The organism is Paenibacillus sp. FSL F4-0125 (assembly GCF_038008565.1).
Classification (GTDB): Bacteria; Bacillota; Bacilli; order Paenibacillales; family Paenibacillaceae; genus Paenibacillus_AQ.
This window is the reverse complement of sequence record NZ_JBBOZJ010000001.1, coordinates 4,191,291-4,204,842: the sequence shown is the minus strand read 5'-3', so window position 1 is coordinate 4,204,842 and position 13,552 is coordinate 4,191,291. Positions and strand designations below refer to the sequence as shown.

At 40.7% G+C, this 13,552-nt stretch carries 10 protein-coding genes and 1 pseudogene; 10 read left to right on the top strand and 1 reads right to left on the bottom strand.

Translation table 11 applies throughout. From position 1 onward, the window contains the following. The first annotated feature begins 1 nt into the window (after position 1). The 4 genes from NST74_RS18690 (at position 2) to NST74_RS18675 (ending at position 4,577) form a co-directional block, all read left to right on the top strand. Positions 2-709: a PIG-L deacetylase family protein gene (locus NST74_RS18690; RefSeq protein ID WP_042129099.1), complete on the top strand. Its 708-nt coding sequence runs from the start codon at positions 2-4 to the stop codon at positions 707-709. A gap of 98 nt (positions 710-807) precedes the next feature. After that, positions 808-1,950 (top strand): exo-beta-N-acetylmuramidase NamZ family protein, encoded by a 1,143-nt coding sequence (locus NST74_RS18685; RefSeq protein WP_076141025.1) that lies wholly within the window; start codon positions 808-810, stop codon positions 1,948-1,950. 17 nt (positions 1,951-1,967) lie between these two features. Further along, entirely contained in the window at positions 1,968-3,530 is a 1,563-nt protein-coding gene (locus NST74_RS18680) for a glycoside hydrolase family 3 protein (protein WP_341113773.1), read from the top strand. Between the two features lie 129 nt (positions 3,531-3,659). Next, complete coding sequence (locus tag NST74_RS18675) at positions 3,660-4,577, top strand: N-acetylglucosamine kinase (protein WP_341113771.1); 918 nt, start codon at positions 3,660-3,662, stop codon at positions 4,575-4,577. A gap of 96 nt (positions 4,578-4,673) precedes the next feature. Here NST74_RS18675 and NST74_RS18670 read toward each other — a convergent pair whose 3' ends face one another. Next, positions 4,674-5,882 (bottom strand): GNAT family N-acetyltransferase, encoded by a 1,209-nt coding sequence (locus NST74_RS18670; RefSeq protein WP_341113770.1) that lies wholly within the window; start codon positions 5,880-5,882, stop codon positions 4,674-4,676. 175 nt (positions 5,883-6,057) lie between these two features. Here NST74_RS18670 and NST74_RS18665 point away from each other — a divergent pair. The 6 genes and pseudogenes from NST74_RS18665 to NST74_RS18640 form a co-directional block, all read left to right on the top strand. After that, a pseudogene (locus tag NST74_RS18665) lies at positions 6,058-6,210 on the top strand (recombinase family protein); the annotation flags it as partial. Positions 6,211-7,298: 1,088 nt separating this feature from the next. Continuing rightward, positions 7,299-8,387 (top strand): DUF1648 domain-containing protein, encoded by a 1,089-nt coding sequence (locus NST74_RS18660; RefSeq protein WP_341113769.1) that lies wholly within the window; start codon positions 7,299-7,301, stop codon positions 8,385-8,387. 221 nt (positions 8,388-8,608) lie between these two features. Further along, positions 8,609-9,451 carry a sugar phosphate isomerase/epimerase family protein gene (locus NST74_RS18655; protein WP_341113767.1) on the top strand — a complete coding sequence of 281 codons (843 nt, stop codon included), beginning with the start codon at positions 8,609-8,611 and terminating at the stop codon, positions 9,449-9,451. Positions 9,452-9,717: 266 nt separating this feature from the next. After that, the gene (locus NST74_RS18650) at positions 9,718-11,217 is read left to right on the top strand and encodes a sensor histidine kinase (protein ID WP_341113766.1); all 1,500 of its coding nucleotides are present in this window, start codon (positions 9,718-9,720) and stop codon (positions 11,215-11,217) included. Beyond that, positions 11,195-11,887 carry a response regulator transcription factor gene (locus NST74_RS18645; RefSeq protein ID WP_341113762.1) on the top strand — a complete coding sequence of 231 codons (693 nt, stop codon included), beginning with the start codon at positions 11,195-11,197 and terminating at the stop codon, positions 11,885-11,887. The genes NST74_RS18650 and NST74_RS18645 overlap by 23 nt, the downstream gene beginning before the upstream one ends. A 149-nt stretch (positions 11,888-12,036) precedes the next feature. Continuing rightward, positions 12,037-13,548, top strand: a complete 1,512-nt coding sequence (locus NST74_RS18640; protein ID WP_341113760.1) for an S-layer homology domain-containing protein — start codon at positions 12,037-12,039, stop codon at positions 13,546-13,548. Positions 13,549-13,552 lie beyond the last annotated feature (4 nt).

Below are 13,552 nucleotides of genomic sequence, written 5' to 3'. Positions count from 1 at the left end.
GATGAGCGAAAAATTCACAGTATTAGCAATTGGAGCGCATGTTGGTGATGTGGAGCTAGCTTCTGGTGGTGTGCTCGCTAGTCATAGTTTAAAGGGAGATCGCATTGTAACACTAGCGTTAACTGCGGGTGAACGAGGGGTTCCGGCAGGACAGGATATGAAGGATTATCGTCAGCAAAAAGTGAAAGAGGCACAGGTTTTTGCGGATATGCTAGGCGGTGAAGCTATTGTATTCGATGATTATTGTGACGGAGAGTTGCCTGACAATCAAGAAATTCGTATGGAGGTTTGTGATGTAATTCGTCGCGTGAAGCCTAACATTATTATTACACACTGGAAAAACAGTATGCATAAGGACCATGCGCTAACGCATCATATCGTAAATGATGCCCGTTTCTTCGCAAGTCTATCATCCTTTGAACGAGCGCTCCCCGCGCACTTTGCAGCAAGATTATATTACTCCGAAAACTGGGAGGATGCGGTTGATTATGTCCCTTACGTATATGTGGATTTCGATCAAGCGGCATTTGATCTATGGATAGATGCTTTAAGCAAGCATTGGTTTGTGACTAATAGCAAATCTTTCAAATACATGGATTACTATAAAGCACTAGCAGTTGTTCGCGGCTGTGAAGCAAGAAAGACATATGCAGAAGCATTTATGGTGCCTGCTGAAACGGTGAAGGTTAGGCAGTCTAGTCTTTGGTAACTATTCAACTAGCTAAGAGGGAGTGTTTCTATGTATAGCAGGAAACATTCCCTTGTTCTATCCATTTATGCAAAAAAGCAGCTAGGAGGCAGCTTCATATGGTGTTAAATGGGATTGATTCTATAACGAATTATCGTTACTTGTTCGAAGGTAAGCGCGTAGGATTGATTACAGCGCCGACAGGTCTTACGAAGGATTTTGCATCAACGATTACTATATTACATGAAAATTTTAATCTTGCTGCGATGTTTTCACCTGAGCATGGCGTTCGCGGAGATTTGGATGCAGGGGCAGTAGTAGACACATACATGGATCCTTTTACGAATGTTCCAGTCTATAGCTTGTACCGTAAAGACTCCAAGCGTTTAACCAAAGAAATGCTGAATGAAGTAGACATCATTGTATACGATATTCAAGATGTTGGTGTACGCTATTACACATTTATTTATACGATGCTGTATGCACTTGAAGATTGTGCAAATGCAGGTGTAGAATTTGTTGTTCTTGATCGTGTTAATCCGCTTAACGGGGTAACGGTAGAAGGGAATGTCTTGAAGCCCGGCTTCAAATCATTTGTTGGAAATTACGAGCTGGCCGTGCGATACGGCTTAACAGCAGGTGAGGTAGCAACGATGGCAAATGATCAAATGAATTGGAATGCATCGCTGCATGTCGTTCGTTTGGAAGGCTGGGAACGGAGCATGTCCTTCCCGGATACAGGATTAACTTGGGTTCATCCTTCACTTGGAATGCCACGATATGAAACAGCGTTATTATATACAGGAACATGTTTATTTGAAGGCACGAACTGCTCGGAAGGAAGAGGCACAACGTTCCCGTTTGAAATGATTGGTGCTCCGTTCATTCAAGCGCAGCAATTGGCAGATGAGATGAATGCAAAAGGTATCCCGGGTGTGCTTTTTCGTCCAGTTCATTTCAAGCCAACGTCATCTAAACATTGTGGCGAGCTATGCGGCGGGGTACAAATTTACATTACAGATCTCCAAGTGCTGAGGCCTTTAGAAGTTGGGGTAACCTTATTATTTACGATAAGAGATTTGTACGAGCAATTTTCATTCCTGCCTCCTGTGAAGGAGGGCTCTCGTCCATTTATCGATTTGCTGGGGGGAGACAACATGTATCGTACGGAAAATATGCAAGCCAAGCAGCTGCTTGAACAGTTTGCAGCGGAAAGCAAGCAATTTGCAGAAATAACACAGCAGTATCATTTATATCGCTAGAGGAAGGTGAATAATTGATGAGAACAATAGAACATATGAGCTTGCGCGAAAAGATTGGACAAATGTTCGTAACAGGCTTCCCTTCAACCGAGATCACTCCTGAGCTGAAGGAAGTTATTGAGCATTATAAAGTCGGCAATATTATTTTATTCTCACATAATATCGAAAATAAATATCAATTAGGCGAGCTTGTTACTGAGCTGCAGCAATGGTACACGACACATACTGGTATCCCGGGTTTTATTACGATCGACCAAGAAGGTGGTCGAGTCACTCGTATGCCTAAAGACGCGACCAATGTTGCTGGAGCCATGGCAATTGCTTCTTCAGGACGACCTGAAAATGCGTATGCAGCAGGCAGAATGACTGCCAGAGAATTGAAAGCATTAGGTATTAATTTTAATCTAGCTCCAGTTATGGACGTTAACAATAATACATTGAATCCAGTCATAAATGTTCGTTCCTATGGTGATTCTGTTGCAACAGTATCCCAGTATGGAATTCAAATGATGAAGGGATTGCTTGATGGAGGCGTCATGTCCTCGCTTAAGCATTTTCCAGGTCATGGTGATACAAATGTCGATTCACATATTGGCTTGCCTACCATTGAAAAAACACTTGAGGAATTAGAGCAGCTTGAGCTGCTGCCGTTTAAGGCCGCAATTGAGCAAGGCGCTCAAGCGATTATGAGTGCACATATTTTATTTCCGAAAATTGAAAAATCCGGTGTGCCCGGAACTATGTCTCATACCATTATTACAGAGATATTAAAAGGAAAATTAGGATATAAAGGGTTAGTTGTATCGGATTGTTTAGAAATGGACGCGATCAAACGATACTATGGTACAGCAAAAGGAGCGTTAGGAGCTGTTAAAGCAGGGATTGATTTGGTATTCATTAGTCATACTCCTGAGACAGTGAAGGAAGCAGTTCATTTGATCGAAGAAGCTGTAGCCACCGGTGATTTGGATGAAGCGCTAATTGATGCAGCTGTTACAAAAATTTTAGCTTATAAAGCACAATATGCGACGATTGAGGAGCTAGATTATGAACTAGTTGGCTGCGATGTACATCGCCGAGCAAATGAGCTAATGCGTACGGAAACAATCTGCCTCATTAAAGGTGAGCTCCAGCCCGTTCATACCGGTGACGAGCAAGTGTTATTTATGGGTTCCTATTCATACCGCACCGATCTTGCGTCCAGCAGCTTGAATCAAGCTCTTAGCTTTCCGCAATATATGGGGGAGCATTTTAATACAGCTTATGAGATTATCGACATTGACCCGAGCGATGAGCAAATCAACGCTGCGCTGCCAAAGGTACAAGGCTACAAGCATATTGTAATCGGCTTGTTCAATGCGCGTGAAAACAAAGGTCAGCTTGCGCTTGTTCAGAAGCTGCTGGCAGCAGGCTGCAAAGTAACGGCCATTACATTAGGTCGCCCGTATGATTTACCGTTAATCGAAGGCGAGTTCTGCGGAATTGCGGCATTTGAGTATACACTTGATGCATTCAAATCACTCCTTCCAATCCTAAATGGTGAGGTTGTACCCACCGCCAATATTACGATACAGATGTAGACAAGCATAAACGCCTTCGGCGTCCTTTTAGGGGACGGCAAGCGTTCATGCGAGAAATATAAGGATAATATATCGCGTGAAACATATAAATTCTTATCTTTGAAAAAAGTACAACAAGGGGACATAGGTATGGCATTTATCATTGGAATTGATGGGGGCGGCACGAAAACAGCTGTCACAATTACCCATGACCAGGAAGACGCTTTATTAACCTTTACTGTAGGGCCTATTAATTATAACGGTGGTGATGCTGATGCTATTGCCGCTTCCTTTGAGGAAATTTTTAGTCAAACGAAGCTCTACTGCGGTAATTTACAAGAAGTTGCTCATATATGTATAGGTGCGGCAGGAATAAGTAATCCGCTGGTCATCAATCTTTTGGAGCAGCATGTGAGAAATAACGGTTATATCGGGCCATTAACGATTACAGGCGATCAAGAAACCGCATTATACGGGGCACAAAATGCGATGCAAGGCATCATTCTCATTGCCGGTACAGGATCGATTTGCTTTGGGGTCAATGAAAAAGGAGAGCAGCATCGCACAGGAGGCTTTGGTCATCTGATTGATGACGAGGGAAGCGGTTATAGCATTGGGCGCGATCTATTATCCGTATTAGTTCAAGTGGAGGACGGAAGAATAACTGATACGGTCATCCCAGCGATGGTATATGAGCAGCTTGGATTAAGCACTGTGAAAGAGATTATTGGCTTTGTTTATGATAAAAATACGACGAAAAAAGATATTGCGCAGCTCGCACCGATTATGACGACCGCATGCGAGAAGGGCGATGCACATGCAATAGCGTTAGCGGAGAAATGTGCAGCCAATCTATATGAGCTTGTTGTGCCTGTTATTGAACGGCTTAAGCTATATAAAAGTCCGATTGCGATTGCAGGAAGTGTGCTGCAAAAGTCTCGCTTTGTGAAAGAAGCCTTGGAGCGAAAGCTCGCACAGAGCTACCCGCAAACAAAGCTGATTTTGCCGATTAAGGATGCAGCCTACGGTGCTGTCCTGTTAGGAAGATCAAAAATGAACAACGACTAGTTTTTGTCGCTAAGCAAAAATAAGGGTGTGTCATAAGTCCGAGCAGTTGGACTTGCGACACACCCTTATTTTAAAATGGTAGGAATCAAAAATGGCTTAAAATTTATCTGTCAAATAAAACACGGCTTGTTGTTTCGGAAATAGAGTCTGAAGAATGTTAGCGTGCTCAGTACTGTCCTTTGCTGCGCCTGCTTCATTATAGCCGAACATGATATAAGTCATTAGGTCGCGTTCATCTACTTCTATTGAAGTATAGGGATTGGTATGATTACTAGCATCGGAAACAGAAAGGCGCTTTTGCTTATAATCCAAGTAGATACAGTCCTCATTGCTGCGAAGTGCAATATGCAGCTCCTGGTCTGCAATTATGTTGCTACGGTTTAGGCGATCTTCTAATTCAGGCTGAAGCTTATGGAAAGTTGAACTGAGATTGATCATTTTCCACATCGCCATATTGATTTGAATTGAATTTGCTTGATGCTGTTGGTAATAGGAATATAGCTTATGGTCCTCTGGGAGCATCGCTAATATTTGCTTTGCATTTTGGCGCAGCTGACATAAGGCATGAAACAAAGCTTCAACGCCGTTTTCGGCTTCATTCAAATACAATAATTCATTAATAAATACTTGTTCAGTATCTTTCTTTTCAATGATGCCATAAGCGACGATTTTTCCATTTCTGCGAAGGAGCAAGCAGTCAACTTTCTTCCATTCCGGCCAGGTCAATAAATCATTCCAATACGTTCTACTTCGGATCACGGTGTAGGTACGATTCTTATTGAATTGTTCATAAATGAAACGGATATCATCGAGATAACATGTTTCAAAAGGAATGATTTCATCACTGTTTTGCTGCTGCTCCAAACTTGCAGGTTTTTCAATTGCGAAAGCAGTCTCCGGAATAAGTCTCCAGCCAGCCTTTTCATAAAACGCATGCTTGCTAGCCAAAAGCAAACTTATATCATAATCGGTTTCTTTCATATAGTTGGTCTGCGCATGAAGAATTTTGTGAGCAAGCCCCAGCCCGCGGTAATTTAGATCTGTACCGACACTCCCCATTGCACCCGTTTTCAAGATCGCTTGACCGACTCTAATATGAAACGGAAAAATTTGTACATTAGATGCAATCTTATCGTCAACCATCGCAAACCATGTTGTATCTGGATCATATGTGGTGTCTAGGTCTAATCTTTCTTGGAAAAAGGCTCGGCCTACGGAAAAGCATTCATCTAAAATATCGTAAATATTTTCAAGCTGCTCTCTAGTTGGATGGTTCATTACGATGATGTTTGGTGTCGTCGTCATCTTCATTTCCTCCTGCGCCGTAATGTTGGGATAAATTTAATAAATGAAAAAAACGATTTTTTGGAATTTAATTTCTTATTTATAGTTTAATATTGAAAGAAAAATTCGTCAATAAAAGGAACGTGTGGAATCATAGAAGTGATACAAATCAGGTACCTTAGTCGAGAATCGAAATTGGACCTATAGACTCTATGAAGAAGTGGCCTCTGGTGAAAAGATAGAGTCCCGTAAGGAAATGCAGAAGTTATTTCGGCATGTTGAAGACCAGCTCTATGATGGAGTAGTGGTCATGGATATTGACCGTTTAGGGCGTGGAGAAAAAGATTAAAATGCCTTCTAAGCATCTCTTTATTTCGTCATATGCCCCACTACTAGGTATCAACAGCTATGATTTTAAATTAGCACCCTTTTACATATTTCAAGCGTGTTTTGAATGATGAACTAAAGCTATCTTTCTGGATTGTGATAGTTATTCTTTTTGTTGTATCTTTTATCGCAGTTGGGTATTTTAGATTTAAATGGATTGAAGCCAATTAACGAGAGAGTGCTTAGTTATTTAATCACTTATGTAATACCTTTAACTGCTATGGATATTAGCAATGCGAATAGTTTGATTGTAAATGGTTTGCTTTTTTTGATCATAGATATTGTCTACGTAAAGAGTGACTTATTGTAATTAAATACATTTATGGTGTTGTTAGGATGAAAAGTGGATAATGACTCATTAATAATGTAATTATTACAAATTAAAGTCCTGTTGAGATAACGGTTTTAATGAATACTGGTCAAGTGACATTATGCCGAAAAGTTGTTAAGGGAGTCTATTTGGTTAGACGTTCCTAATATTTGCACTATTCTTCATATTATTTTGTTAGTTTAATCAAATAGCCAGAGGTAGTATATTGCTGGCAATGTTTATTGATTCACACATACCTGTCATTGATGAGATGTTCGCGTGAATCAATTTATAAAACTCCTGCTAATATAAATATTGGTGGGTTTTTTTTGTTTTAAAGTATAGTTAGCAATCTTAATAATCTTCCAATTGATGCAATAAAACATGCATGGAAGAACTTATTTATACTCTGACGCAGCAATCCGCACCATTCAGATCCGAGGCGAGCATTTCGCTCAATTTTGCTACTGCTGGTTATCCCACCCTTCATCCGAAAACCTATCCATTACCTTCTCACAGAATTTCAAACAGATGTACTTGCCATAATTCAGTTGTCAGATGAGTAGCTCTGCATAGCAAAAAAACTGGATAAATTGTTAATTTAAGCCCTATAATCACTAAAATCGATTATAATTAAATTTATGTTCAAGTCGATTAACTATCCTAAGTTAATAGGATATGCTATAGAGTTTTCAAATAGTTTTCAAATACATACTTATGCATAAGAGGAGGCGAATGATATGACGATAATGCCTGTTATAGTAATGATCTTTGTATTTGTACCTGCCATTGTACTCATGGTTAGCATGCCTTATTTATCAAGAGAGACGATTAATTTTGGGGTCACCGTCAGCCCTGTACAATTCCATAGTGAGCCTCTGCGCCAGATGCGGAAGTCATATGCTTGGATTAGTACTACCTTGCATACTATCCTATTCATTGTTTGTATCATCTGTCTAATATACGGTGACGAACATTCCATGCAACAAAGTTGGATCATTGTCACTTATTCACTGGCCATGGTCGTAATCTCCCTAGTCATAAACATTAGCTATCATTTCAAAATGAAAAGTTTACTACCTATGCTGCCTATTGCTCTGGAACCATCGATCATGGCAGTGGACACTGGATTTCGGAAAAGAAACATTGGCTTGTCTAGTAATTGGTTCCTCATTCATGTTTTAATTATTGGTGTTACTATTGTAACTGTGCTACGTAACTACGATCTGATTCCTGATCAGATTCCGATCCATTACAACAGCAGTTGGATCGTAGACGGCTATGCAGCTAAATCTTTTAGTACTGTATTTATGTCTACGATAATGCAAGTGTTGATAACACTTTTGTTCATATTTGAGAATTGGAGTATTCGCAGAGTGAAGCAGCAGTTTCAACCCACTGATCCTAATCGTTCCATCAGACAAGACGTAACTTACCGCCGTACTTGGTCATATTTTATGATTACAGCAAGCTTCTTAATAGTTATCCTGTTTTCCGTCGTGCAACTAAACATGATATCTCTGCTTAACATGAATTTCGCTATCCCTATTATCCTAATCATAATAGCCCTTATCATCCTATACGCCTTCGCTTTAACGTTCTGGGCCGGTCAGAGAGAAAGCCGCTTGGAGCGATCTGCCGATAGCTCCAATGTCAGACCTGTCCATGATGATGATAAATGGTTATTAGGTATGATTTATTTCAATAGCAAAGATCCAAACCTAATCGTCAAGAAAAGGCTCGGAGTCGGCTGGGGATTAAATTTCGGTCACCCAGTAAGCTGGCTGTTTTGGCTCGGAATTATTGTACTGTTAGTTGTGGTGCGGTAACAAGGCAAACTCTTATTGAGCAATTGATTTAAATCAGCAAGTTTGATCAAATTAACAACCGGGATATTCCGCGACCAGCTTATGTGGTATATCCTATATATTTATCACCTTAATGTTCATCATACTTTAGCGAGTAGACCGCTATTAATTATTGGACATAATATAATATTTCTAGAATTATTGTCTATTTTGATAATTAGTTATAAAGGAGGAGAACGACGATGATAAGAGGATTAACAACAGCAGGCTTAGGTGAACTCAGCTCTAATGAAGAATATATCAGACTTGCGAGCCAATTCGGCTTTCAGTCGATAGACGCGAATCCATTGGAATTAGTGCAGCAGTATGGTAAGGATGGGGCTGTTCAATTGCTGGAAAGCCATGGCATCATGCTAGGATCATTTGGTTTAGTGGTAGATTGGCGCACGACAGAGGAAAGCTTCAGGGAAGGGTTGAAATCGCTTATCCAGATGGCTGAGGCCGCTGCTGCATTAAAATGCACGACATGCTGTACATATATTTTACCTTCGACAGATCTTCCGGTCGCACCTTTTATGATTGCAGCCACAAGACGTTTAAGATTTTGCGCGGAAATATTAGGCGCTTATGGAATTTCATTAGCATTAGAGTTCGTAGGCCCTCATCACTTACGTACACAATGGGCAAATCCATTGATCTGGTCGATGCAGGATACGTTAAGTTGGATGGAAACGATTCAAGTGAGAAATATCGGATTGTTACTTGACGCCTATCATTGGCATACGAATGGATTAACGAGTGAGGATCTGCTGAAATTACAACCGCATCAAATTGCATATGTCCATATTAATGATGCTAAACCTCTACCGATAGAGGAATTGTTAGATTTCGATCGATTGTATCCAGGAGAAGGTTCTATTGATCTCACAGGATTCTTGGGAAGCCTGAAAAAGATCGGGTATACCGGTGTGATCGCCCAAGAAGTTCTGGCGCCGGCTTCCGGGCAAAGTTCATCTGAATTATTTTCTCGTTCCAAAGCAGGCTTCGATAAAGTATTCTCTTCGCTGGAAAACGTACCAATATAAATTAAACTTGAAAATTTTCAAAAAAGAGAAAAGTGCCGGAAGTCCAAACATTCTCTGGAGTCACGACCAACCCGAAATAGGAAAATTATCAGATCAATCTATATAGAATTTGATGATCACGCGTAAATTAAGTTCTATAAAAACTTCTACCGAGTGTTGGTGGGAGTTTTTTTCTGTTAGCAAACGCTCCCCCCATGTGATAGTATTTCACTAAAATACGGAGATGATTATTTAGCGGCTCCATTGTTAGCGAGAGGGGAGAAGTCGTGTCAATTCGGATAAAATTACTGTTATCTTATACGGGAATGCTAGTCGTTAGTTTACTTATGATCGTAATGACGGCAGCTTTATTTACAATTGCTTCTACAGGAGATGTTCACAGTCTTCGTGATTTTTATAAAGTGCACTATCAATTAAATCCGTTGTCAGAGCAAGAAGAATCGATTTTTTTAGAATTAAAGTATTTAGCCAAGCATGACCCCGATGAATTGCAGAACAAGGATTTGTTACTGGAGTATGATTTTAAGCTAAAGACTGAGAAAGCAGGACTATTTGTAAGGCGAGTGAATGACCCCGTTTTTGAATCACGCACCTTCAATCAACCTGAGTTAAAGGATGCTTTACCACCTTACGATCTGAATAACTATCAGATTCGTAACACATTTAATATTAAAGAAAGATTTTATGGCTATGCCAAATTTGACTTTAAATATTCGGATGGGGCGAAAGGCAGTGTTTTCGTCATCAAAGAGCATAGTCCATTTGCGGAACTCACACGGAGGCTGCTACCAATCTTTTCATTGATATTAATTGGCGTTCTTGTAGTTGCGAATCTGCTATTATATCGCTGGATTACACGAAGTGTTATTAAACCACTGAACAAGTTAAGGGACTCCGCAGAACGAATTCAAGAGGGTGACCTTCAATTTGAGCTTAACCTGCAATCCAAAGATGAGATAGGGGAGTTAAATAAAGCGTTCGAAATGATGAGACAGAGGTTACAAGAGTCAGTGAACCTTCGTCTGCAATATGAGGAGAATCGAAAAGAGTTAATCTCAAATATTTCACATGATTTGCGGACTCCGATCACAAATATTAAAGGCTTTATTGAGGGCATAAGAGATGGCGTCGCCAATACACCTGAGAAGATGGACATGTACGTCGACATTATTTATAACAAAACTATTGGAATGGATAAATTGGTCGATGAATTGTTCTTATATTCCAAACTGGATTTGAATCAGGTTCCATTTTCGTTCGAAGCTGTTGATATTATTGCATTCCTTGAGGACTGTATCGAAGAGATGCGCTACAATAACGAAAATAAAGGAGTTTCATTTCAGCTAGACAATCACACCTCCGAACGTATTGAGGTTCTTGCAGATTTGGATAAATTAAAACGGGTATTACTGAACGTAATTGGAAATGCGCTAAAGTATATGGACAAACCTCAGCCTTTAATCCGCTTTTCTCTGCAAGTTGATAGTGAATGGGTGACGGTTGAAGTGAAGGATAATGGAATGGGCATTGATGCTGAAGCTCTTCCACATATCTTTGAACGGTTTTATCGCGCGGAGCCTTCTCGAAACTTATCGACAGGCGGCAGTGGACTTGGTCTTGCGATCGCTCGTCAGATTATTGAAGGACATGGTGGAGCGATTTGGATGGAAAGTGAACCAGGTGTGGGATCAAGCCTGTTCTTTACTTTAAAGCGAACGACCGACGAAGGAGGATTTCAGTCACATGACACGGATTCTGATTATTGAAGATGAGGCAACGATAGCGCAATTGGAAAAAGATTATTTTGAGCTGAACGGTTTTGCCGTTGATATATGTCATACAGGTTCTGAAGGGCTTGGGCAGGCTCTGGAAGGGGATTACAATCTTATTATCGTAGATTTGCAGTTACCTGGCATCGATGGTTTTGAATTATGCCGCCGTATCAGGGAGGCGAAGGAAGTACCGATCTTTATCGTATCTGCGAAAAAAGAAGAAATCGATAAGCTTCGGGCGTTTAATCTCGGAGCGGATGATTATATAACGAAGCCCTTTAGTCCAAGTGAATTAGTAGCAAGAGCGAAGGCGCACCTAACAAGATATGAACGCATGCTTAGTAAGCTGGAACCTATGGAGAAGCATGAGATTCAAATTCGAGGAGTCCATATCGATAAAAATTCCCGCAGGGTGTTTGTGCGTAATCAAGAGGTTTTGTTTACAGCGCGGGAGTTCGATGTACTGGTCTTTTTAGCGAGCTATCCGAATCGGGTGTTTAGCAAAGATGATCTATTCGAACGGGTTTGGGGGATGGATTCCAGCGGGGATATCGCAACAGTGACGGTTCATATTCGCAAAATTCGAGAAAAGCTGGAATCAGATCCCTCGAATCCACAATATATTGAAACGGTGTGGGGTGCGGGATACCGATTTACGGTGTAATGGCGCTATCCTTGACGATTTTCGATATTATTAATATCCAGTTAATACTTTATTAATAAATCGTTTCTGGAGAGTTTATTTCTTTCCTTTATCATTTAGTTATAGACATGAGCAACTATTAACTTAATGATACTTGAGGGGGAAATACAGTGAAAATAGTTTCTAAAAAAGCAGCAGCATTAATGGTCGCAGCAGCACTAGGCACAACCTCTTTACCCTTTGCGGTGTTAAATGTACAAGCAGCACCTGCATCAAGCAACATAGGGATATCCGCAGTAGCATCGAAGGTATCCGACAAAGAAATTCAAGAAGCCGTTGAAGCACTTGTAGGACTGGGTGTGTTGCAGGGGTATGCTGATCAATCGATGGGTGTACACAATCCAATCACTCGTGCAGAATTAGCGAAAATGGTAGTATTGACCTTTAAATTACAAGGTTCCGAGGAGAATGATGCTTCATTCACCGATGTGAATTCAAACGTATGGTATTACCAATATGCATCAGCACTTGTTGGATTAGGGATAATGGAGACGGAAGAAGGTAAATTCAACCCTAAAGAAGCGGTAACGGATGCAGAGCTTGTACAAGTAGTATCAAAGGCGTTGAAGCGTGATGTCTTATCGGTTAACTACTGGGCAAATCAATTGAATTCCACTCCTGAACCCGCAACACGCGGAGAAGTCGCAGCCTTACTGAATACAGCTCGTAAAGTAGTGCCTTCCGATAAAGCTCAAATTACAAGTATAAAATCGATCAATGAAATTACATTAATCGTGACATTGGATGCGCCATTGACTGCTGAGAATGAAGTGTTTGCTAAAGCGAAAGAAGATTTTGTATTCAATGATGGTCTAACCTTGACGAATATGCCTCGTCTGAAAACGGGCTCCATTGCAACGTACATCGTTCCTACATCGGTACAAAAAGCTGGAACAAATTATAATTTAACGTACAAAGGTAAGAATGCAGGATCATTTGTAGGAAATTCAGCGAAGGTGGATATGACGACAACCACTCAGGTAACCAACGATACCTTCGAGATTGAAGCACTGAAAACAAATGGCGTTATTGATTATGGATATGTCATCTCTGCATACAGTGGTGGTCGTGGTGCTAACGCATTTGTTTTGGATGAGAATAATAAAGCAAACGGCATCACGTATCAAATCATTTCTTCCATGCAAGGCAGACAAGTAACGATAACTCCGGAAGGTGGAGAATCTATCGTTGCCAAGTATGTCCCATTCACACAATCAACAGATGGTAAGATTGAACCGAAATTTCGGCTGCCTGAAGGACAAGTCTTGAAACCGGGTGTGAAATATACCGTAACGTCCGACTGGGCCAATATAGCAAATCCATCATTTGAAGCGAAAGAAATAGCGCCACTGCAAATCTCCGGTGCGGAAGCTGTCAGCGAAACATCCATTAATGTAACTTTGGCTCAAGATCCTGGGGATGAATTATTTTCGGGTCGAAGTGTACAACTAACTGCTCCAAACGGAGACACATTGGCTGCAACGTATAAATTCTCCAGTCGTAAAGGTGCGGTAGGTGTATTCGATATTACGAATAATGGCAAATTGGCTGCAGGCACAGTGTATACTGTAACACCGTTGGGTGCATGGGCAACATCCCAAGCAACATTAACTTCGAATTAAGGAT